Below are 21,709 nucleotides of genomic sequence, written 5' to 3' on the forward strand. Positions count from 1 at the left end.
GGTTGATTACAGCATGTTCCAGTCAATCAACATGTTCCACCACCAGATACCAATCGTGATATGTACCAGGAACGTTAAGATGGTCAGAACCGCGCCGACGAGCCACCAGGACTTAATATCGTTATAACCGACCCCGAAAATAACCGGGCCAGCGGCACCGCCATAGTGCGTGACCATTCCGCCATAAGAGTTGGAGAATAATAAGGCCAGCGCGGTTAGCATTAATGGCGCGCCAGAGACATTCGCCAGCATGGCGAATACCGGCATCATCGCCACAATATAAGCGCTACCGGAGGCAAAGAAATAACGGACAATAATACTCAGGAACAAAATGACGAAGAACGCCACGTTACCATGATTATCAAAAGAGAGATTGTTTTTAAACAGTTCAGCCAGCCAGTCAAAAAACTTCACTTTCGATAATAAAGAGCTTAAGCCAATGATACCGCCGTACCAGATTAATGTATTCCAGCCGCCCTTATTTTTAACGACATCATCCCAGCTCACCACGCCCAGTAACAACATCGCGCCCATCACCACAATCGCAACGGTTGATTCATCCACGCCAAGTTGTTTACTGAAAATCCAGCCTGACAGCGCGAGGACAAAAATACCCAGCAGTAATTTCTCACGGCCTTTCATTGGCCCGAGATCCTGAAGCCCAGCTTTCGCGATCGTCTTATTATCAACCTTTTTAATTTCCGGCGGGTACATGGTATAAATCACCAGCGGCGTCACCAGTAACATAATGATACCCGGCACCATTGCTGCCAGCGCCCATCCTCCCCAGCTTAATTGCAGATGGCAAATATCGTTGATCATTTTCAGCGCCAGTATGTTCCCTGCCATTGCGGTAAAAAACATATAACTGGTCGTTTTCGTGACCATATACACGGACATCATTAAGTAATGACCGACACGACGGGGGCTTTTTTCAGGCTCTGAACCCAGCGCGACGGCCACACTGTTGATGATAGGTAAAACAATGCCGCCTGCGCGCGCCGTGTTTGACGGCGTTGCCGGAGAGAGAACCAGATCGAGAAAAACCGTAACGTAGCCCAGCCCCAGCGTGGTATTCCCAATCTTACCAATCAGAATATATGCAATGCGTTTGCCAAGGCCAGTAGTGACAAACGCGGCGCTTAACGTAAACGCAGAAAATACCAGCCACGTCGTTCCAGAGGCGTAACCGCTGAGCACGCTGGTCGTTTTAAACGCCCCTTCACTTAAATTTCCGACCACGACCATCGATGCCGCGACGGCAATCAATAATACAACGGGTTCGGGAAACGGTTTTATCACCAGCCCCACGATTGCCGCAAGATAGATGCCAAAGAGAACCCAGGCGAGTTCACTCAGACCGGCTGGCGCGGGAATTAAGCCAATAATACACGGGATCGCTAATATAATAATTAGCTTCCATATGGATTTTTTATTCATTTTTTGCACCCTGATTTATCTGTATTCGTTATACAGAAAAGGCATTGTTTGATTTTCCTTAATCACAGCGAAATGAGATCAACATCATTCAGGAATATAAACTTCACCTGCAAAAATCTTTCTTGCTGTGCGAATAACAGAAGCACGTATTGAAGAAGGCTCATTACCTTCATTTGTTAAATGAATATCAAGGCACCCGCCCGGGTGTTCGATATTTATATCGCCATAGTCCGTCAATTGCGTCATCCGGTGGGCGACCGTCCCTTCTGTCGCACAACTACTGGCAAGCGCGATAGCACCAGTAATCGCCAGCGCCTTATGGCAGGAGTGCGGCATAAAATAGCGCACATTGATCGTCCCGCCCCGTCTGGCCGGGGAAATAAGCATCGGTTTAGGAATAACCATATTGCTGACGTCGCCTAACCCCATCGCTTTACCCGCCTGCAAACGGATGGATTCAATGCGGCGCAATAATTCAGTATCGGCATCAAGTTCCGCAGGGGATTCATAACCCGTTTTACCGACATCTTCGGCAGCGATAATAACCACCGGCATCGCCATATCAATACAGGTGACGGCAACGGAATCAAAATGATCGACACGATGACCGGTCGGAAAAATTTGCCCGGTTTTGGCACCAGCAGCGTTCAAAAACGTGAGTGCCACGGGCGCGGCCGTTCCCGGTACGCCATCGATTTTTGCCTGGCCTTCGTACTCAACGGCGCCGTCCGGCGTCTGCACGTCCGCTTCGATATACGTATTTGTATTTACATTACGTATACGCACGCGCGTGACGGGCGGCGTAGTCTCAATTAAGCCATGTTCAATCGCAAATGCGCCTACCGCGGAAAGCATATTTCCACAGTTTGGCGTGGTATCAACGCGGTGTTCATGTACCAGAACCTGAGCAAATAAATAGTCGATATCTGCTTTTGAGTCATCCGAACGACGGATAATGGCCACTTTACTGGTCAACGGATTACCGCCGCCAATGCCATCTATTTCCAGCTCATTCCCCGATCCCATAATTGCCATCAATATGGCATCGCGCCGCTGTCTCTCCTCAGGAAGGTGTTCTGCTAATAAAAACGCCCCTCTGGATGTTCCCCCTCGCATCAACGTGCAGGGAATTTTTTTCATAACATTGCCCTCAATTAAAAAACATTAGCGTTAATGAGGACATGGTTGCACGCGCAGAATAGAGAGGCTAATGACTTTAAATTTATGATTGATAATTTATTTGCATTAATCAAGACGGATAATTTACATATAAACTACGTTTTTCTCTCCTGGGGCAGCAAATCAGGGAATCCCTGGATTCTATTTTCTGGAGTTATGATGAAACACGAATTATCAAGTATGAAGGCATTTGTCACACTGGCAGAAGCAGGATCATTTAACAAAGCCGCTAAATTACTTAACATTACGCAACCTGCATTAACTCGCAGAATAAAAAAGATGGAAGATGATTTACATACCCTGCTTTTTGAGAGAACAACACGTAAAGTAGAATTAACAAAAGCGGGGAGGATGCTGTTACCGGAAGCCAGAGAATTAATAAGAAAACTGGATGAAGCTCTTTTTAATGTTCGCGAAATGAATGCTTATCACCACGGCACGATCACATTGTCCTGTATTCCGACCGCTGTTTTCTATTTTCTACCCCTTGCTATCGGAAAATTTAATGAGTTGTACCCCAATATCAAAATACGAATTCTTGAAAAAGGTACGAACAACTGCATGGAATCGGTGTTGGGTAACGAAGCTGATTTCGGCATAAATATGAACAGCATCACAAATTCTGCTATTGACTTCACCCCGCTGGTGAATGAACCGTTTGTTCTGGCCTGTCGACGAAACCATCCCTTAGCCAGTAAGCAACTGGTCGAATGGCAGGAGTTGGTGGGCTACAAATTGATTGGCGTGCGGTCATCCAGCGGTAACAGGCTGCTTATTGAGCACAATCTGGCGGATAAACCCTGGAAGCTGGACTGGTTTTACGAGGTTCGTCATTTATCAACCTCGCTTGGCCTGGTTGAGGCCGGGCTGGGTATTTCTGCACTGCCGGGGCTGGCAATGCCTCAGACAGTGCATCCCACGCTTATCGGAATCCCGTTGATCGAACCCGTTATCAGACGCACGTTAGGGATTATCCGGCGCAAAGACGCCATTCTCTCTCCTCCGGCAGAGCGTTTTTTCTCTCTGCTTTTGAATGTCTGGGCCGATGATAAAGACACGCTGTGGACGCCCTTTGCTGAACCACAGCGGCAACAATAACGCAGTATCCGGCCGACGGCCCGGTAAGCGAGCGCCACCGGGCACAACTCACGGAATATTAATACGCGTTAACCACGACCCACATTGGCCCCTGGCCTACCGCATAACGGCCTTTCTCCGTCAGCAGCCCCTGCTCACCGGCAATGGCATACACCGCAATATGATGTGACTTCTGCCCGGCGGCAATCAGGTACTTACCGCTATGATCGACGTTAAAGCCGCGCGGCTGCGTTTCGGTCGGCTGGAAGCCCTCTTTCGTCAGTACGCTGCCGTCTTCAGAAACGCTAAAAACGGTAATCAGGCTGGCGGTACGGTCACAGGCATACAGATGACGGCCATCCGGCGTAATATGGATATCCGCCGCCCAACGCGTGTCAGAAAAATCGGCAGGCATCATATCCAGCGTCTGCACGCATTCAATATTGCCGTGCGGATCTTTCAGCTCCCAGACATCAACAGAGCTGTTCAGTTCATTCACGCAGTAGGCATATTGCTGGTTCGGGTGGAACGCCATATGGCGCGGCCCGGCCCCCTCAACGGTGGTGACTTCCGCCGGTTCCTGGGCGACCAGTTTGCCGTCGTCACTGAGCGTAAACAGGCAAATGCGATCCTGCTTCAGCGCAGGCACCCACAGCGTCCGGTTATCCGGCGAGATATTCGCTGAGTGGCACCCTTCCAGCCCTTCAACGACATCCACCACGCCAGCCGGCAGGCCATCATCCAGACGGGTCACGCTGACGTTACCGGCATTGTACGAGCCAACAAAAACAAAACGGCCCTGATGATCGGTAGAGATATGGGTTGGGCTACCCGGCAGAGCGGACTCCGCCGCGAAGGTCAGCGCGCCGTCATCCGGCGCAATACGGTAAGCCAGCACGCGGAACTCAGGACGGACGCCAACATAGAGATAGCGCTTATCAGGGCTGACCACCATCGGCTGAACCTGCCCCGGCACATCAACCACCTGCACCAGCTTCAGCGAGCCGTCATGATTCAGGCTCCAGACGTGAATTTGCTGGCTCTCAGGGCTGGCGGTATAAACGGTTTGCTTCATGACTACTCCTTCCTTATGGCAACTGTCTGCAATTGCGGAATACAGCTTAACGTAGACGCTTTTAACGGTGAATGCTGAATTAACGCTCAGAATTTTGTCCGGCCAACCGTCTCGGTGTACCATTCCCACAGGCAAAATTCTCAACCTTAATCTGGAACTCCCTATGACCGCTCGTGTGATTGCCCTGGATTTAGACGGCACCTTACTGACGCCGAAAAAAACATTGCTCCCCTCCTCGCTTGAGGCGCTTTCTCGCGCCAGAGAGGCAGGCTACCAACTTATCATCGTCACTGGCCGTCATCACGTTGCGATTCATCCTTTTTATCAGGCACTGGCGCTGGATACACCTGCAATTTGCTGTAATGGCACTTACTTGTATGATTATCAAGCAAAAAATGTTCTTGAGGCCGATCCGCTGCCTGTCGATCAGGCATTGCAATTGATTGATCTGCTGGATGCGCATCAGATTCACGGTCTGATGTACGTTGATGACGCGATGGTTTATGAACGCCCGACCGGCCATGTGATCCGTACCGCTAACTGGGCGCAGACGCTGCCGCCGGAACAGCGCCCGACCTTTACTCAGGTGCCGTCGCTGGCGCAGTCGGCACGCGACGTCAACGCCGTCTGGAAATTCGCGCTGACCGATGAAAATCTGCCAAAACTGCAACAGTTCGTGCAGCAGGTTGAGCATCAGCTGGGTCTGGAGTGCGAATGGTCCTGGCACGATCAGGTGGATATCGCGCGTAAAGGGAACAGCAAAGGGAAGCGCCTTACCCAGTGGATTGAAGCGCAGGGCTGGTCGATGGAGAATGTGGTGGCGTTTGGCGATAACTACAATGATATCAGTATGCTGGAAGCGGCAGGCACCGGCGTTGCGATGGGCAATGCTGACGACGCGGTGAAAACGCGGGCGAATATCGTGATCGGCGATAACACCACGGACAGCATTGCGAAGTTTATTTATACCCACCTGCTGTAATCAGGCGGTAATTGAAACACTCTTGATTTGCGCGTACAGCCACAGGCCAGGTTTGATGCCCAGCTCATCCCTGGCCCACGGGCTGATTCTCGCCCACAGCGTTTTCCCGCCGACTTCAAGCTGGACTTCCACCTGCCCGTTATCGTCATAACAGTTTGCCACTTTTGCCCGCAGGATATTACGGATACTGGTTTGCATCGGTGGCTGTAATACCAGCGACACGTCCGAGGCCTGAATACGAATACGCAGCACGGTTTGCAGCGGCTCTTCCAGTTTGTTGACCCACAGGTGCTGATCGCCCAGCGCCAGCGCGGTCATTGCATAATGCGGATGATGCTCCAGCACGCTCACTTTCAGGATGCTGCTCTGCTGCTCTTTCGGCAGCCACGGGTGCATCACACTGCTGCCCCAGACCTCTTCCAGCGCGCCAAACGCTTTCACCTGCCCGTTTTCCAGCACCATGACTCTGTCTGCCAGATGTAAAATCTCGTCCAGCGAGTGGCTGACGTACAGCAGGGGGATATTAATTTCGCGCGCCAGGCGTTGCAGATACGGCAGCAGTTCGCGTTTGCGCGGAATATCCAGCGAAGCCAGCGGCTCATCAAGCAACAGTAGCTCCGGCGCGGTCAGCAACGCGCGGCCAATCGCCACACGCTGTTTTTCCCCGCCGGAAAGGCTGCCAGGCAAACGCTCCAGCAAAGGTTCGATACCGAGCAAATCCACCAGCTTGTCGAACTGTCCGGCCATGCTTTTCGCCATGCCATAGCGCAGATTGCCACGCACTTTGTAATGCGGAAACAGTCGGGCATCCTGGAACACATAACCGACGCGCCGTTTTTCCGGCGTCAGGCAGATGCCATTTTCAACATCATTAAGCACGCGACCATTGAGCACAATGCGCCCTTTTTGCGGGCGCGTCAGTCCGCTGATGGCATTGATCAGCGATGTTTTCCCGGCGCCGGAAACGCCAAAAATAGCGGTGATCCCATTGGCAGGTAGCGTTTCGTTGAGCGTCAGACAGTGGGTGCCCAGCGTCTGGGAGAAATTGAGTTCCAGCATGTTTATCTCCCCGCGCGCTCACGGCTGATACGCGCCAGCCATTCCGAAATCAACAATGAGATCAGCGCCAGCACAATAGAAATAATGCACAATCTCGCCGCCGCGCTTTCGCCGCCAGGGGTCTGGATCAGGGTATACATCGCGGAGGGAATGGTGCGGGTTTCACCCGGAATGTTAGACACGAAAGTGATGGTAGCGCCGAACTCGCCGAGCGAACGGGCAAACGCCAGCACGGTCCCGACGATGATGCCAGGCAATGTCAGCGGTAGCGTAATGGTGAGGAAAACACGCCAGCGTCCTGCGCCCAGCGTTCTGGCGGCCTGCTCCAGCTTAATGTCGACCCCTTCAAGCGCCAGACGAATAGCGCGAACCATTAACGGGAAAGACATCACCGCCGCCGCCAGCACGGCGCCTCGCCAGCTAAAGGCAAAGGTAATGCCGAACCAGTCATAAAGCCACTGACCAATAAATCCGCGTCGGCCCATCGCGATAAGCAGCAGATAACCGACCACCACGGGCGGTAAAACCAGCGGCAGATGCAGTACGCTGTCGAGCAACGCTTTGCCTGGAAACTTGCATCGCACAAGTAACCAGGCAAAAAAGATCCCAAACGGCAGACTAAACAACACGGCCAGGGAAGAAACTTTCAGGCTCAGTAGAACGGCCTGCCATTCTGGATCAGTCAGTATCATTACTTCGTCGTAAATCCATAACGTTTAAAGATTTCGGAAGCCTGCGGTCCTTTCAGGTAGTCATAGAACGCGCTGACCGTTGCGTTTTTGTGTCCATCAACAATCGCGATCGGGTATTCCACTTTCTTATGGGAATCTTCCGGGAACGTGCCAACCACTTTCACGCCTTTGCTGGCAACGGCATCAGAACCGTAAACGATGCCCAGCGGCGCTTCGCTACGCTCCACCAGCGCCAGTGCGCCACGCACGTCTTCCGCAGGAGCCAGTTTCGGCGCCAGGGTATCCCATGCGCCCAGTTTTTGCAGCGCTTCTTTTGCATAAATGCCAGCCGGAACGTGTTCCGGGTCGCCCACCGCCAGACGACCGCCATTCAGCAGAGTCGTCCAGTTGGTTTTGCTGTCGATGGTGATGTCTTTCTGTTCACTGGCTTTTGGCGCGACCACAACCAGGCTGTTGCCAAGCAGCGTTTCACGCGTTGCGGTATCAATCGCTTTTTTGTCTACCGCGTAGTCCATCCATTTCTGGTCAGCAGAGATAAACAGATCCGCTGGCGCTCCCGCTTCAATCTGGCGAGCCAGCGTAGAAGAAGAGGCAAATGAAGAGACAACGTCAACGTTCTTCTCTTTTTTGTATTCAACCGCAATATCCTGCATTGCGTTGGTCAGCGAAGCCGCCGCGAATACGGTGATTTTCCCTTCATCCGCCAGCGCATGTCCGGCAACAGTCAGAGATAATGTTGCCCCAGCAAACAGGCGTAACCATGTACGTGCCATCTGTAACTCCTTTGAGTGTCGTTATGTAGGCGCAAATATAGCGAGAAAATAAGGTTTTTCCCAGAAGTTATTGATACCCAATTGAGGTTACGCAAAGAAAATATCGGCAGGAAAAGCAGGATCTTGAGGGGCGCTACCCAATGGATTTCGGGTTGCGCTGAGACTCACAGGCACAGCCAACAAAAATGCGGCCTGAAAGTCGAAGAAAGTAAAACGCCCGACTGAGCGGGCGTTTAAAAATCAATGGTTCTGTCTGGACTGGTCTTTCTGACCGATACCGGAGAAAATGTTGAACACTTCACCCAGACCGTAAATCAGCCCCAGAATGATGGCCATGACCACCGGAACCATGACTACGGCGAATACCAGACTTTTCAATAACTCTAACATGGTCAACTCCAGATAGGATTCTTTTGATATTCTAACTGCATAAATGAGAAAAGCACTCCCCTTTTGTGCGGTCGACTTTGCGCGGAAGCGGTTTTCCGTCACAATAACCCTTTTGCCAGGATCTTGTTATGCAGGCCGAAATCCTCCTTACACTCAAACTTCAACAAAAATTGTTTGCGGACCCCCGCCGCATTTCGCTGCTCAAGCATATCGCGCTTTCCGGCTCCATCAGCCAGGGGGCGAAAGATGCGGGCATCAGCTACAAAAGCGCCTGGGATGCCATTAACGAGATGAATCAACTCAGCGAGCAGACGCTCGTCGAGCGCGCAACAGGCGGCAAAGGCGGCGGCGGCGCGATACTGACTCGCTACGGTCAGCGTCTGATCCAGCTTTACGATTTGCTCGCCCAGATTCAGCAAAAAGCGTTCGACGTGCTGAGCGACGACGACGCCCTGCCGCTCGACAGCCTGCTGGCCGCCATTTCCCGTTTCTCTTTGCAAACCAGCGCCCGTAACCAGTGGTTCGGCACCATTACCGCGCGCGATCACGATCAGGTTCAACAGCATGTCGATGTGCTGCTGGCCGACGGCGAAACGCGACTGAAGGTCGCCATCACTGCGCAAAGCGGCGAGCGTCTTGGCCTTGATGAAGGTAAAGAAGTCCTGATCCTGCTGAAAGCGCCGTGGGTTGGCATTACCCAGGACGAGGCGATTGCCCGGGCTGCCGACAACCAGCTTCAGGGAACCATCAGCCATATTGAACGCGGCGCCGAGCAGTGCGAAGTTCTCATGACATTACCTGACGGCCAGACGTTGTGCGCCACCCTGCCCGTTGAAGAGACCGCCACGCTGGAAGAAGGTGCTAACGTGACGGCATATTTTAATGCTGACAGAGTGATTATCGCTACGTTGTGCTAAGTGCATTGACATCTGTTCTTTGAACACGTATCCCTGTCATTCATCGCTGCAAAAAATGGGATACAAAATGTCATCATTGCATATTTCGCAAGGTACGTTTCGCCTGAGCGACACAAAAACGCTTCAGTTAAGTGCGCTGACGTTGCAGGCGGGGGATAGCTGGGCTTTTGTCGGCACCAATGGAAGCGGGAAATCGGCGCTGGCCCGCGCGCTGGCGGGAGAACTGACGCTACTGAAAGGCGAGCGCCAGTCTCAGTTCGCGCGCGTCACCCGCCTCTCATTCGAACAGTTGCAAAAACTGGTCAGCGATGAATGGCAGCGCAATAACACCGACCTGCTCAGCCCTGGCGAAGACGACACCGGACGTACTACGGCAGAAATCATTCAGGATGAGGTGAGCGATCCCGCCCGCTGTGCCGAACTGGCGCAGCAGTTTGGCATTTCTTCTCTGCTCGACAGACGTTTTAAATACCTTTCTACGGGCGAAACGCGCAAAACGCTGCTTTGTCAGGCGCTGATGTCAGAACCGGATTTATTAATCCTCGATGAGCCGTTTGACGGGCTGGATGTCGCCTCCCGCCAGCAACTGGCGAATCTTCTCGCCACGCTGCACCAGTCGGGCTACACGCTGGTGCTGGTGTTAAACCGCTTCGATGAGATCCCCGAATTCGTTCAGTATGCGGGAGTCCTTGCCGACTGCACGTTAACGGAAACGGGGGAAAAAGCGGATTTGCTCCAGCGGGCGCTGATTGCCCAACTCGCGCATAGCGAACGACTGGAAGGCGTAAAGTTGCCCGAGCCGGATGAACCTTCTGCCCGTCACGCCCTGCCGGACGGCGCGGCGCGCATTATTCTCAACGATGGCGTCGTCTCCTATAACGACCGCCCTATTCTTAATCATCTGAGTTGGCAGGTGAATCCGGGTGAACACTGGCAGATTGTCGGGCCTAACGGCGCGGGAAAATCCACCCTGCTAAGTTTAATCACCGGCGACCATCCGCAGGGATACAGCAACGACCTGACGCTGTTTGGCCGCCGTCGCGGGAGTGGTGAAACAATCTGGGATATCAAAAAACATATCGGCTATGTCAGCAGTAGCCTGCATCTGGATTACCGCGTCAGCACCACGGTGCGTAATGTCATTCTCTCCGGTTACTTTGACTCGATTGGCATCTACCAGGCGGTTTCCGACAGGCAGCACAAGCTGGCGCAGCAATGGCTGGATATTCTGGGAATGGACAAACGCACTGCGGATGCGCCTTTCCACAGCCTGTCCTGGGGGCAACAACGGCTGGCGCTGATCGCCCGTGCGCTGGTCAAACACCCTACGCTGCTGATTCTTGATGAGCCCTTACAAGGCCTGGACCCGCTGAATCGTCAGCTTGTTCGCCGCTTTGTCGATGTACTGATTAGCGAGGGAGAAACGCAGTTGCTGTTTGTCTCCCATCACGCGGAAGACGCCCCAGGCTGCATTACCCATCGGCTGGAGTTTGTACCGGAAGGCGAGAGTTACCGCTACCAACAGACGACGCTGCGTTAGCGGTTCACTGGGGGCGTGCGGCCACGCCCCTTTTTTCACTGCTTTTTCAGATAAAAGGCGCAATCATTCTTAAAGCATATGATTTATCATTAAATAACGGGCGTCGGCGGATGAAAAAACCGAAGTGTAAACGATTCCACTAATATATTCCATGTCACACTTTTCGCATCTTTGTTATGCTATGGTTATTCCATACCATAGGCTTAACGGAGCGAATTATGAGAGTACTGGTCACCGGTGGTAGCGGTTACATTGGAAGTCATACTTGTGTACAGTTACTGAAAAACGGTCACGATGTCATCATCCTTGATAACCTCTGCAACAGTAAGCGCAGCGTACTGCCTGTTATCGAGCGATTAAGTGGTAAGCACCCAACTTTCGTTGAAGGCGATATTCGTAACGAAGCGCTGATGACTGAAATTCTGCATGACCACGCGATTGACGCCGTCATTCACTTTGCCGGTCTGAAAGCCGTGGGCGAATCCGTCGCCAAACCGCTGGAATACTATGACAACAACGTCAACGGTACGCTGCGTTTAATCAGCGCCATGCGCGCCGCCAATGTCAAAAACTTCATCTTCAGCTCCTCCGCCACCGTCTACGGCGATCAGCCCAAAATTCCTTATGTCGAAAGCTTCCCGACCGGCACGCCGCAGAGCCCATATGGCAAAAGTAAACTGATGGTCGAACAGATCCTGACCGACCTGCAAAAAGCGCAGCCGGACTGGAGCATCGCCCTGCTGCGCTACTTCAACCCGGTCGGCGCGCATCCGTCAGGTGATATGGGTGAAGATCCGCAAGGCATTCCTAACAACCTGATGCCGTACATCGCCCAGGTCGCCGTTGGCCGTCGCGAATCACTCGCGGTCTTTGGCAACGACTACCCTACCGAAGACGGCACCGGCGTGCGTGATTACATCCATGTGATGGATCTTGCCGACGGCCACGTAACCGCGATGGAAAAACTGGCTGGCAAACAAGGCGTGCATATTTACAACCTTGGCGCCGGTGTTGGCAACAGCGTGCTGGATGTGGTTAACGCCTTCAGCAAAGCCTGCGGTAAACCCGTTGCTTATCATTTTGCCCCACGCCGTGAAGGCGACCTTCCGGCCTACTGGGCGGACGCCAGCAAAGCCGACCGCGAACTGGACTGGCGCGTAACCCGCACACTTGACGAAATGGCACAGGACACCTGGCGTTGGCAGTCACGCCATCCGCAGGGATATCCAGACTAAGGACATGTCATGACGCAATTTAATCCTGTCGATCATCCACATCGCCGTTTTAACCCGCTAACCGGACAGTGGATTCTGGTTTCACCGCATCGCGCAAAGCGCCCCTGGCAGGGGGCGCAGGAAACGCCATCTCAGCAGGTGCTTCCCGCCCATGACCCGGACTGCTTCCTGTGCGCGGGCAATACGCGCGTAACCGGAGATAAAAACCCGGATTACACCGGCACCTATGTCTTTACAAATGACTTTGCCGCGCTGATGTCTGACACCCCGGACGCGCCGGACAGCCATGACCCGTTGATGCGTTGCCAGAGCGCCCGCGGCACCAGCCGCGTGATCTGCTTTTCTCCCGACCACAGCAAGACGCTGCCGGAACTGAGCCTCCCCGCGCTGACGGACATCATCAAAACCTGGCAAGAACAGACTGCCGATCTGGGAAAAACCTACCCCTGGGTGCAGGTTTTTGAGAATAAAGGCGCGGCGATGGGCTGCTCCAACCCGCATCCGCACGGCCAGATTTGGGCCAACAGCTTCCTGCCGAACGAAGCCGAGCGTGAAGATCGTTTGCAAAAAGCCTACTTCGCCGAGCAGCACTCCCCAATGCTGGTGGATTATGCGCAGCGCGAACTGGCAGACGGCAGCCGTACGGTGGTTGAAACCGAGCACTGGCTGGCGATCGTGCCTTACTGGGCGGCCTGGCCGTTTGAAACGCTGCTGCTGCCCAAAGCGCATGTGCTGCGCATTACCGATTTGACCGACGATCAGCGCGACTCCCTGGCGCTGGCGCTGAAAAAGCTGACCAGTCGTTATGACAACCTGTTCCAGTGCTCCTTCCCCTACTCCATGGGCTGGCACGGCGCGCCGTTTAACGGTGAAGAGAACGGGCACTGGCAGCTGCACGCGCACTTTTATCCACCGCTGCTGCGTTCCGCGACCGTCCGTAAATTTATGGTCGGTTATGAAATGCTGGCGGAGACCCAGCGCGATCTGACGGCAGAACAAGCGGCGGAGCGTCTGCGCGCGGTCAGCGACATTCATTTTCGCGAATCAGGAGTTTAAATAATGAGTCTGAAAGAGAAAACACAATCTCTGTTTGCAGAAATTTTCGGCTACCCTGCTACCCACACCATTCAGGCGCCTGGTCGCGTCAATCTGATCGGCGAGCACACCGATTACAACGACGGCTTCGTGCTGCCTTGCGCTATCGACTACCAGACGGTGATTAGCTGCGCCACGCGTGACGATCGCAAAGTGCGCGTGATTGCGGCTGACTACGACAACCAGGTTGATGAATTCTCCCTTGATGCGCCGATCGTTACCCACGACAGCCAGCAGTGGTCAAACTACGTGCGCGGCGTGGTGAAGCATCTGCAAAAACGAAATAACGCATTTGGCGGCGCGGATCTGGTTATCAGCGGCAACGTGCCGCAGGGCGCGGGACTCAGTTCTTCTGCGTCGCTGGAAGTCGCGGTCGGCACCGTATTCCAACAGTTGTACCACCTGCCGCTGGATGGCGCGCAAATCGCGCTCAACGGCCAGGAAGCGGAGAATCAGTTCGTCGGCTGTAACTGCGGCATTATGGATCAGCTGATCTCCGCGCTGGGTAAAAAAGATCATGCCCTGCTGATTGACTGCCGCACGCTGGGTACGAAAGCGGTTTCCATGCCGGAAGGCGTGGCGGTGGTGATCATCAACAGTAACTTTAAACGTACGCTGGTGGGCAGCGAGTACAATACCCGCCGCGAGCAGTGTGAAACGGGCGCGCGTTTCTTCCAGCAACCGGCGTTGCGCGATGTCAGCCTTGCGGCGTTCAACGCGGTGGCCAGCGAGCTGGACCCGATTGTCGCCAAACGTGTTCGCCACGTACTGACCGAAAACGCCCGTACCGTTGAAGCCGCCAGCGCGCTGGAGAAAGGCGACCTGAAACGCATGGGTGAATTGATGGCGGAATCTCACGCCTCAATGCGCGATGACTTCGAAATCACCGTCCCGCAGATCGACACGCTGGTCGAAATTGTGAAAGCGACCATCGGCGATAAAGGCGGCGTACGCATGACCGGCGGCGGCTTCGGCGGCTGCGTCGTCGCGTTGCTCCCGGAAGCGCTGGTTCCTGCCGTACAGCAGGCCGTAGCCACGCAGTATGAAGCGAAAACCGGAATCAAAGAAACGTTTTACGTATGCAAACCCTCACAAGGAGCCGGACAGTGCTAAACGAAACGCCCGCACTGGCGCCCGATGGTCAGCCGTACCGCCTGCTCACCCTGCGCAACGATGCAGGGATGGTGGTCACGCTGATGGACTGGGGCGCCACACTACTTTCCGCCCGTATCCCGCTAACCGATGGCAGCGTCCGTGAAGCGTTGCTGGGGTGCGCCAGCCCGGAATATTATCAGGATCAGGCCGCCTTTCTTGGCGCATCGATTGGCCGCTACGCCAATCGCATTGCCAACAGCCGTTACACCTGGGCGGGTGAAACCGTCAGTCTGCTGCCAAGCCAGGGTGAAAACCAACTGCACGGCGGGCCGGACGGCTTTGACAAACGTCGCTGGCAGATAGTCAACCAGAACGATCGTCAGGTGCTGTTTGCACTGACGTCTGACGATGGCGATCAGGGCTTCCCCGGCCATCTCTGCGCCACCGCGCAGTATCGTCTCACCAACGATAACCGAATCTCCATTACCTATCGTGCGACGGTAGATAAGCCCTGCCCGGTGAACCTGACCAATCACGTCTACTTTAACCTGGACGGCGAGCAGTCGGACGTACGCCAGCACAAGCTACAGATTCTGGCTGATACGTACCTGCCGGTTGATGAAAGCGGTATTCCACGCGACGGGCTGAAATCCGTTGCCGGAACCTCGTTCGACTTCCGCAGCGCAAAAACCATCGCCAGCGCGTTTCTTGCCGATGACGATCAGCGCAAGGTAAAAGGTTACGATCACGCCTTTTTATTGCAGACCAAAGGAGATGCCTGCCAGCCAGCCGCGCATCTGTGGTCGCAGGATGAGAAATTGCAGATGAAGGTTTATACCTCCGCTCCGGCGCTGCAATTCTATTCCGGCAACTATCTGGGCGGCACGCCGTCGCGCGGGCCTGAACCTTATGCCGACTGGCAAGGCCTGGCGCTGGAAAGCGAATTTCTGCCAGACAGCCCGAACCACCCGGAATGGCCGCAACCTGACTGCGTGTTGCATCCCGGCGACGAGTACGCCAGCCTGACGGAATATCAGTTTATTCCGGCCTGACGATGAGCCATAACAGGCCCGATGGTGCCAGCTATCGGGCCTGTGGCGCGTCGCTTTGCTCAAATCCCCACCACTCAAAGACAAAATCGCAACTCCGGGTTCACAAGAACCTTACACTGCGTCACTATTTTCGCTATGGTTATGCGTAAGCGTTGCCGCTGACCTGTCACGGCAATATAATGAGAATTATTATCATTCAATAAAGCTTGAGGAGTGAGAGTATGGCTGTAACTAAGCTGGTTCTGGTACGTCACGGCGAAAGTCAGTGGAACAACGAAAACCGTTTCACCGGTTGGTACGATGTTGACCTGTCCGAGAAAGGCGTGGGTGAAGCAAAAGCGGCAGGTAAACTGCTGAAAGAGGAAGGCTATAGCTTCGATTTTGCTTATACCTCCGTGCTGAAACGTGCCATCCACACGCTGTGGAACGTCCTGGACGAACTGGATCAGGCCTGGCTGCCGGTTGAAAAATCCTGGAAGCTGAACGAACGTCACTACGGCGCACTACAGGGTCTGAACAAAGCGGAAACCGCTGAAAAATACGGTGATGAGCAGGTTAAACAGTGGCGTCGCGGTTTTGCCGTAACCCCGCCGGAGCTGACCAAAGATGACGAGCGTTACCCGGGCCACGATCCGCGTTATGCGCAACTGACCGAGAAAGAGCTACCGCTGACTGAAAGCCTGGCGCTGACTATCGATCGCGTGATCCCTTACTGGAACGAAACCATTCTGCCGCGCATGAAAAGCGGTGAGCGCATCATCATCGCCGCTCACGGTAACTCTCTGCGTGCGCTGGTGAAATACCTGGATAACATGAGCGAAGAAGAGATTCTCGAACTGAACATCCCGACCGGTGTACCGCTGGTGTACGAGTTCGACGAAAACTTCAAACCGATCAAACATTACTATCTGGGTAACGCTGACGAGATCGCGGCAAAAGCGGCGGCCGTAGCGAACCAGGGTAAAGCGAAGTAATCCGATTTGCCTGATGGCGCTTCGCTTATCGGGCCTACGGGTTGGCAATATGCGTCCTGTAGGCCGGATAAGGCGTAAGCCGCCATCCGGCAATACATGCACTTAAACCCCGATAACCCCGTCGAGCACCACCTGCGCCCTGCCCTGTGAACAACGTTCCACACGACCCCGAACGTTATACACTTCCGCCAGGCTTTCTGCGGTAATAACCGCTTCCGGCGCGCCGCTGGCCACCAGTTTGCCCTCCTTCAGCATCAGCACATGTTCGCTGTGGCGTAGCGCGATATTAATGTCATGCACCACCACAACCGTCACCATATTGCGCGCCCGCGTTTCCCGCGCGATCAGATCCATAACGTGAAACTGATAGTTCAGATCCAGCGCGCTAAGCGGCTCGTCCAGCAACAAAAGTTCCGGGTAGCGAATCAGCGACTGCGCCAGCCCCACCAGTTGCCGCTGGCCGCCGGAAAGCTGGTCAAGATAGTGCAGCGCCAGATGCGCAATGCCGAGTTGATCCAGGATTGCCAGCACCTGCGAGTGGCTGTTCGCGCCATCTCGCCCGCCGGACGCCCGCTGCGCTACGATAATCGACTCCAGCACATGCAGATGTACGCCCTGCGGCAGCGACTGAGGTAAAAACACCACCTTTTCCGCACGCCGGGCAAACGGCAGCGACATCAGGTTCTCACCGTCCAGCATGACCTCGCCACGGGCTTTATTCAGCCCGGCCAGCGCGCGTAATAACGTTGATTTCCCGCAGCCGTTCGGCCCCAGCAGAACGGTAATTTTACCGCGCGGCAGCTCAGGCACGCTGAGATCGCGAATAACTGGGTGTTTCGGATAACCGGCGCTTATTCCCTTGAGGATCAACCCGCTCATGACATGCTCCCCCGGTGGCGCAAAATAATGCTCAGGAAGAACGGCACACCCACCAGCGACGTTACGATGCCTACCGGGATGATCACACCAGGAACAATATTCTTCGACGCGATCGAGGCCAGCGACAGCACCAGCCCCCCCATCAACACGCTGCCCGGTAGATAGAACCGGTGATCTTCACCAAACAGCATTCGCGCAATGTGCGGCGCGACCAGACCGATAAAACCGATTGGCCCGACAAACGCCACCGACAGCGCCGATAGCAGGCTGATGCGCAGCAGCGATGACAGGCGCAGGCGCCGCACGTCAATGCCAAAACTCATCGCCCGATCTTCCCCCAACCGCAGCGCCGTCAATTGCCAGGCGCTACGCATCGACCACGGCAACACAATGGCAAACACCAACGCCAGCACGCCGAGCTTTTCCCACGACGCGCGCGCCAGGCTGCCCATCGTCCAGAACACCAGCCCCTGTAGCGTGTCCTCATCGGCAACGAACTGCATCATCGACACCAGCGCATTAAAAGTAAACACCAGCGCGATACCGAACAGCACCACGCCAGAGGTCGCCACGCGCGTCCAGCGAGTAATCCCGTCCAGCAGCAGGGCAGACAGCAGCGCAAAAGCAAAGGCATTCGCGGGAATAAACCAGGCGGCAGGAACGCCGGGAATGCCGATACCCAACACGATCGCCAGCGCAGCGCCAAAGGCCGCTGCGGAAGAAACGCCCAGCGTGAACGGACTCGCCAGCGGGTTGTTCAGGATCGTCTGCATTTCGGCGCCCGCCAGCCCCAAAGCCATTCCCACCAGTAACGCCATCAGCGCATAGGGTAAACGGATATCCCAGACAATAACGCGCGTCCCCGCATTAACGCTTGCCGGGTGCAGCAGCGTTTGCCAGAGCTCGCCGAGCGACAGACCAGACGGGCCAAGCGTAGAGTCCAGCACCAGAGAGGCGACTATCGCCGCAATAATCAGCAGCGCCAGCATCAACCGCTTGCGTACCACAAGACGGTAGCGATCGTCGATCGACGGAGCATTAGCGGATAGCGACATAACGTTCCTTACCTGTAGAGTCATTTCGGCGGATTGAGCACATCGCTAATCTGCGCGTCGCTGAGTGTAATGCCAAAGAAGTCCTGGTAAAAGCGGCGGGTCTCCTTGCGCATATCCACATCGGCAAAGCGCTGCGGGTAGAGCGTTTTTGCCAGCCAGAGGAATTGTAACGCCTCTTCGCTGGTCTCCCGGCACCACCAGAACATCCCTTTCGGGTTCACATACACGCGATGATGAATCACGGCGTCCACCTGCGCCCACTGGGGAGAAGTCAGGATGGCATCCGCATCCCGCTTATTCATGGCGACAATCACCGCCGGATTTGCCGCAACAATCTGCTCAAGAGCGACTTCCCCCGTCCGGTTTTGCTTGTGGCTAAACCAGCGCTCGGCGACGTTTTTTGCACCGGCCAGATCCATCCAGTCCTGATTAAGCGACGGCCTGCCGGAAGTGGTCAGCGGATTGCCCATGCTGTGATAGAGGGTCATTCGCTGATCTTCAGGAAGATCGCTTAAGCGCGCCTTTACCCGCGCCACATTGCGGTCAAAATACTGCTGATACCGCTGCGCTTTATCCTGCGCATCCGGCCCCAGCACCTCCGCTGTTTTATGCACCCGGGCGGTCAGCGCCTGCATGGAGTTCGCCTCAAACGCCAGTACGCGCACTCCCGCCTGCTGGAGCAGCGACGCCCTCGGCACCGTCATCGATTTCGGCACAAACAGCAGTTGCGTACCGAGCGAGATGATCTGCTCCGGGTCCAGTTCGTGACCGCTGTTGACGCTGACAACGGCGACATTCTCAATACGCGGCAGACTCTGGCGAAAAAGCGGAATCGTCTTTGCAATCATCGATGTGCCAACAATATTATCGCCATACCCCAGCATGGTGATGATGGTGTTTTGCGCCGGCCACGGTGAAGCGATGCGCACATCGCTGTGCGGCTGCGCGGCAAACAGGCTCCCCGCCACCAGCCAGGCCAGCGCGGGAAAAATGCGGGTTAGCGTCATGACTCCATCCTTTAAAAATCAAACGTGACGGAGGCGCGAACTTCACGCCCGCTGCCGATAAAGGCGCTGGGTGAACCGTTATCGCCATCGGTGCCTGACGGGAAGATTGATGCCCAGTAGTGCTTATCGAACACGTTGTTAACCACCACGCGGAAGGTGGTCGGCACGCTGCTGATTTTCGTGGTGTAGCGGGTGCCCAGGTCCCAGGTGGTGTAGCTGCTGGCCCATGCGGTGTTGGTATCGTTGGCGGCACGCTTGCCGGTATAGTGAACGTTAGCGCTGTATACCCATTCCGGCATCGACGGTAAACTGTACTCCGCCAGCATGTTCGCCTGCACTTTCGGTACGCCTACCACCCGTTTATCGCTGGTGGTATCGCTCACCGTATCTTTCAGTTTCGGATCGAGGAGCGTCACGCCGCTGTAGATATTCAGCCCTTGCCAGACATTACCGGAGGCCGTCAATTCCAGACCGTTATTGACCTGGTTCCCCTGTTCCTTATAGACATTGTCGCCGGGATCGACATAGGCAAATGGACGCTCAAGACGGAACAGCGCCGCCCCCAGATTCATCCCGGAGACATCGGCTTTTAGCCCCATCTCATATTGTTTGCTGCGATACGGGTCGAGGGTTTGCCCGGCATTTTTCACGTCGCTATTGGTTGGCGCCGTCCCGCCCTGTTCCAGCGACTCCGCATAGCTGACGTAGGCCATCACATTCGGGGTGATTTTATACATCAACGCCGCATTCGGGCTTAAACCGTTCTCATCAATCTGGCCGGTTTTATGACCGCTTTTATTGTAGTTCTGCGACTGAATCCAGCTCTGGCTCAAGTAGAACATCGCCGACCATTTCGGCGTGAAAGTCACGGTATCCCCAAGGGTAATGCTCTGTTGCGTGTTGACGCTGGATTTATAACGATCCCCACCGGTTATGATTTTGCCATCGCCCTTTTCGTACATCTCAGAGGGGTGGTACATATTGGTGGTGTCCCAGCTATAAGACGGCCCCGTCCCTTTCGCACTGTACAGCGACCAGACATAACCGGTGGTCGAGAGCGCAATATCATGCCCGACAGAACCAGTATCAACATGACCGTTAAGCGTGGCGGTATTGCTCAGTACGCGAAAACGTCCTGCGGCAGTAGAGTCTTTCAGCGAACGGCTGATATCGCCCTGGTTATTGATAATTTTGCTGGATACGTTACGCATCGCACGATCCGCCTGCTGCCAGCCAACGCCCGCCGTTACGGACCAGTCATCATTGAGATAATGAATAAGACGCGTGCTCACCGTGTCGGTTGTCAGATCGTTCCCGGCCGTGCTGAGCGCCAGATTTTTATCTTTGGGATCGGGTGCGGAAGGTAATTTAATGTTCGGGCCATAGCTGAAGCTACCCGGATAGCCTTTTTGAATAAACTCATAGTGGCTGGCATCCAGCTGCAATTGCGTGCCTGGCTGAATATTCCAGTCCAGCGCCACGGAAAGCAACTTACGGCGCAGCGTACTGTCATCCAGATTCCCCTCACCTTCCTGATCCAGCACATTCACGCGATAGCCAAAACGGTTGTCATCATCAATGTGTCCGCCCAAATCGACATGCCCGGTGAAGGCGCTCCGGCTTTGATAACCCAGAGTGACTTTGCGCAGCGTCTCTTCCGTTGGGCGTTTGGCGACAAAATTAAACTGTCCGGCCGGACTTGCCGGGCCGTACAGCGCGCCGGTCAGGCTGTTGAGCACATCCAGGCGTTCCAGCATCTCAACGGGGAAAGCGGTGGTTGAGACGATGTTCAACCCATCCAGGCGGCTGTTGGCAACCACGCTACCCTGCATCCCCCGGCTCTGCGGTCTGCCGACATCCATGCCGCCGCGCGCCTGCATTTGTGTGCTGGGCGAGTATTTCAGCAGTTCGCTCACGCTTTGCGCCTGCTGGTTCTCAATCATCTCTTTGGTGACGGTCGTGGTCGAATACGGTGTATCAACCCAGGCTTTATTGCCCAGCGGCCCGACATCGATATCATTGGTTTTGAATCCAGCGCCGGAAGCGGCATGCGTGGTATCGGCAGAAGGCTGGCTGGTGACGATAATTTCATCTTCAGAGGTGTTTGCCGCATGTGCGCTGTGCGGCGCCAGGGAAATGAGAAGAGGCAACAGCGTTGCCAGTTGAGTGGGCTTATTCATTTGTATTATCAAT

Annotated in this window: 20 protein-coding genes; 9 read left to right on the forward strand and 11 right to left on the reverse strand. The window is 54.7% G+C overall.

The window, feature by feature from the left end:
* Positions 1-6: 6 nt before the first annotated feature.
* Both CKO_RS10000 and CKO_RS10005 read right to left on the reverse strand, forming a co-directional pair.
* Entirely contained in the window at positions 7-1,440 is a 1,434-nt protein-coding gene (locus tag CKO_RS10000; RefSeq protein WP_012133213.1) for an anion permease, read from the reverse strand.
* A gap of 84 nt (positions 1,441-1,524) precedes the next feature.
* On the reverse strand, positions 1,525-2,580 hold the full coding sequence (locus CKO_RS10005) for a 4-oxalomesaconate tautomerase (RefSeq protein ID WP_012133215.1): 1,056 nt from the start codon (positions 2,578-2,580) through the stop codon (positions 1,525-1,527).
* 198 nt (positions 2,581-2,778) lie between these two features.
* Here CKO_RS10005 and CKO_RS10010 point away from each other — a divergent pair, with 198 nt between their 5' ends.
* Positions 2,779-3,717, forward strand: a complete 939-nt coding sequence (locus CKO_RS10010; protein ID WP_024130515.1) for a LysR family transcriptional regulator — start codon at positions 2,779-2,781, stop codon at positions 3,715-3,717.
* A gap of 58 nt (positions 3,718-3,775) precedes the next feature.
* Here CKO_RS10010 and pgl read toward each other — a convergent pair whose 3' ends face one another.
* Positions 3,776-4,771, reverse strand: coding sequence for a 6-phosphogluconolactonase (gene pgl / locus CKO_RS10015; RefSeq protein WP_024130516.1), 996 nt, complete (start codon positions 4,769-4,771; stop codon positions 3,776-3,778).
* A gap of 163 nt (positions 4,772-4,934) precedes the next feature.
* Between pgl and CKO_RS10020 the strand changes: the two genes are divergently transcribed.
* Positions 4,935-5,753, forward strand: a complete 819-nt coding sequence (locus CKO_RS10020; RefSeq protein WP_012133218.1) for a pyridoxal phosphatase — start codon at positions 4,935-4,937, stop codon at positions 5,751-5,753.
* On the opposite strand, the gene modC is transcribed toward CKO_RS10020, so the two are convergent.
* The 4 genes from modC to CKO_RS10040 form a co-directional block, all read right to left on the reverse strand.
* A complete protein-coding gene (gene modC, locus CKO_RS10025; protein WP_012133219.1) occupies positions 5,754-6,812 on the reverse strand; it encodes a molybdenum ABC transporter ATP-binding protein ModC in 1,059 nt (352 codons plus the stop codon).
* 2 nt (positions 6,813-6,814) lie between these two features.
* Positions 6,815-7,504: a molybdate ABC transporter permease subunit gene (gene modB / locus CKO_RS10030; protein ID WP_012133220.1), complete on the reverse strand. Its 690-nt coding sequence runs from the start codon at positions 7,502-7,504 to the stop codon at positions 6,815-6,817.
* Positions 7,504-8,277, reverse strand: a complete 774-nt coding sequence (modA, locus tag CKO_RS10035) for a molybdate ABC transporter substrate-binding protein (RefSeq protein WP_012133221.1) — start codon at positions 8,275-8,277, stop codon at positions 7,504-7,506. Before modA ends, modB begins: the two co-directional genes overlap by 1 nt.
* 240 nt (positions 8,278-8,517) lie before the next feature.
* The gene (locus tag CKO_RS10040; RefSeq protein ID WP_024130518.1) at positions 8,518-8,667 is read right to left on the reverse strand and encodes an AcrZ family multidrug efflux pump-associated protein; all 150 of its coding nucleotides are present in this window, start codon (positions 8,665-8,667) and stop codon (positions 8,518-8,520) included.
* Positions 8,668-8,795: 128 nt separating this feature from the next.
* Here CKO_RS10040 and modE point away from each other — a divergent pair, with 128 nt between their 5' ends.
* The 7 genes from modE to gpmA all read left to right on the forward strand — a co-directional run bounded on the left by modE (position 8,796) and on the right by gpmA (position 16,575).
* Entirely contained in the window at positions 8,796-9,584 is a 789-nt protein-coding gene (gene modE, locus CKO_RS10045; protein WP_012133223.1) for a molybdenum-dependent transcriptional regulator, read from the forward strand.
* A gap of 67 nt (positions 9,585-9,651) precedes the next feature.
* Entirely contained in the window at positions 9,652-11,124 is a 1,473-nt protein-coding gene (gene modF, locus CKO_RS10050; RefSeq protein ID WP_024130519.1) for a molybdate ABC transporter ATP-binding protein ModF, read from the forward strand.
* A 218-nt stretch (positions 11,125-11,342) separates the two neighbouring features.
* Complete coding sequence (gene galE, locus CKO_RS10055; RefSeq protein ID WP_024130520.1) at positions 11,343-12,359, forward strand: UDP-glucose 4-epimerase GalE; 1,017 nt, start codon at positions 11,343-11,345, stop codon at positions 12,357-12,359.
* Between the two features lie 9 nt (positions 12,360-12,368).
* Complete coding sequence (gene galT, locus CKO_RS10060; protein ID WP_012133226.1) at positions 12,369-13,415, forward strand: galactose-1-phosphate uridylyltransferase; 1,047 nt, start codon at positions 12,369-12,371, stop codon at positions 13,413-13,415.
* A gap of 3 nt (positions 13,416-13,418) precedes the next feature.
* On the forward strand, positions 13,419-14,567 hold the full coding sequence (galK, locus tag CKO_RS10065) for a galactokinase (protein WP_012133227.1): 1,149 nt from the start codon (positions 13,419-13,421) through the stop codon (positions 14,565-14,567).
* The gene (gene galM / locus CKO_RS10070; protein WP_012133228.1) at positions 14,561-15,601 is read left to right on the forward strand and encodes a galactose-1-epimerase; all 1,041 of its coding nucleotides are present in this window, start codon (positions 14,561-14,563) and stop codon (positions 15,599-15,601) included. Before galK ends, galM begins: the two co-directional genes overlap by 7 nt.
* A 221-nt stretch (positions 15,602-15,822) precedes the next feature.
* On the forward strand, positions 15,823-16,575 hold the full coding sequence (gene gpmA / locus CKO_RS10075; RefSeq protein ID WP_012133230.1) for a 2,3-diphosphoglycerate-dependent phosphoglycerate mutase: 753 nt from the start codon (positions 15,823-15,825) through the stop codon (positions 16,573-16,575).
* Between the two features lie 102 nt (positions 16,576-16,677).
* Here the strand turns inward: gpmA and CKO_RS10080 are convergent, their stop codons facing one another.
* Genes CKO_RS10080 through CKO_RS10095 form a run of 4 tightly spaced genes read right to left on the reverse strand, consistent with a single transcriptional unit; the run spans position 16,678 to position 21,696 of the window.
* Complete coding sequence (locus tag CKO_RS10080) at positions 16,678-17,454, reverse strand: ABC transporter ATP-binding protein (RefSeq protein ID WP_012133231.1); 777 nt, start codon at positions 17,452-17,454, stop codon at positions 16,678-16,680.
* Complete coding sequence (locus CKO_RS10085; RefSeq protein ID WP_012133232.1) at positions 17,451-18,533, reverse strand: FecCD family ABC transporter permease; 1,083 nt, start codon at positions 18,531-18,533, stop codon at positions 17,451-17,453. The genes CKO_RS10080 and CKO_RS10085 overlap by 4 nt, the downstream gene beginning before the upstream one ends.
* Positions 18,530-19,516 (reverse strand): ABC transporter substrate-binding protein, encoded by a 987-nt coding sequence (locus CKO_RS10090; protein ID WP_012133233.1) that lies wholly within the window; start codon positions 19,514-19,516, stop codon positions 18,530-18,532. The genes CKO_RS10085 and CKO_RS10090 overlap by 4 nt, the downstream gene beginning before the upstream one ends.
* Positions 19,517-19,527: 11 nt before the next feature.
* A complete protein-coding gene (locus CKO_RS10095; protein WP_012133234.1) occupies positions 19,528-21,696 on the reverse strand; it encodes a TonB-dependent receptor in 2,169 nt (722 codons plus the stop codon).
* Between the last annotated feature and the right edge of the window lie 13 nt (positions 21,697-21,709).

The organism is Citrobacter koseri ATCC BAA-895 (genome assembly GCF_000018045.1).
GTDB classification, from domain to species: Bacteria; Pseudomonadota; Gammaproteobacteria; order Enterobacterales; family Enterobacteriaceae; genus Citrobacter_B; species Citrobacter_B koseri.

Bases quoted from the DNA above. Each gene is read 5' to 3' on its own strand.
- modF (WP_024130519.1), top strand. From the start codon at position 9,652: ATGTCATCATTGCATATTTCGCAAGGTACGTTTCGCCTGAGCGACACA.
- CKO_RS10000 (WP_012133213.1), bottom strand. From the start codon at position 1,440: ATGAATAAAAAATCCATATGGAAGCTAATTATTATATTAGCGATCCCG.
- CKO_RS10005 (WP_012133215.1), bottom strand. From the start codon at position 2,580: ATGAAAAAAATTCCCTGCACGTTGATGCGAGGGGGAACATCCAGAGGG.
- modC (WP_012133219.1), bottom strand. From the start codon at position 6,812: ATGCTGGAACTCAATTTCTCCCAGACGCTGGGCACCCACTGTCTGACG.
- CKO_RS10090 (WP_012133233.1), bottom strand. From the start codon at position 19,516: ATGACGCTAACCCGCATTTTTCCCGCGCTGGCCTGGCTGGTGGCGGGG.
- CKO_RS10010 (WP_024130515.1), top strand. From the start codon at position 2,779: ATGAAACACGAATTATCAAGTATGAAGGCATTTGTCACACTGGCAGAA.
- modB (WP_012133220.1), bottom strand. From the start codon at position 7,504: ATGATACTGACTGATCCAGAATGGCAGGCCGTTCTACTGAGCCTGAAA.
- galE (WP_024130520.1), top strand. From the start codon at position 11,343: ATGAGAGTACTGGTCACCGGTGGTAGCGGTTACATTGGAAGTCATACT.
- modA (WP_012133221.1), bottom strand. From the start codon at position 8,277: ATGGCACGTACATGGTTACGCCTGTTTGCTGGGGCAACATTATCTCTG.
- galK (WP_012133227.1), top strand. From the start codon at position 13,419: ATGAGTCTGAAAGAGAAAACACAATCTCTGTTTGCAGAAATTTTCGGC.
- CKO_RS10040 (WP_024130518.1), bottom strand. From the start codon at position 8,667: ATGTTAGAGTTATTGAAAAGTCTGGTATTCGCCGTAGTCATGGTTCCG.
- CKO_RS10085 (WP_012133232.1), bottom strand. From the start codon at position 18,533: ATGACTCTACAGGTAAGGAACGTTATGTCGCTATCCGCTAATGCTCCG.
- gpmA (WP_012133230.1), top strand. From the start codon at position 15,823: ATGGCTGTAACTAAGCTGGTTCTGGTACGTCACGGCGAAAGTCAGTGG.
- modE (WP_012133223.1), top strand. From the start codon at position 8,796: ATGCAGGCCGAAATCCTCCTTACACTCAAACTTCAACAAAAATTGTTT.
- CKO_RS10095 (WP_012133234.1), bottom strand. From the start codon at position 21,696: ATGAATAAGCCCACTCAACTGGCAACGCTGTTGCCTCTTCTCATTTCC.
- CKO_RS10020 (WP_012133218.1), top strand. From the start codon at position 4,935: ATGACCGCTCGTGTGATTGCCCTGGATTTAGACGGCACCTTACTGACG.
- pgl (WP_024130516.1), bottom strand. From the start codon at position 4,771: ATGAAGCAAACCGTTTATACCGCCAGCCCTGAGAGCCAGCAAATTCAC.
- galT (WP_012133226.1), top strand. From the start codon at position 12,369: ATGACGCAATTTAATCCTGTCGATCATCCACATCGCCGTTTTAACCCG.
- CKO_RS10080 (WP_012133231.1), bottom strand. From the start codon at position 17,454: ATGAGCGGGTTGATCCTCAAGGGAATAAGCGCCGGTTATCCGAAACAC.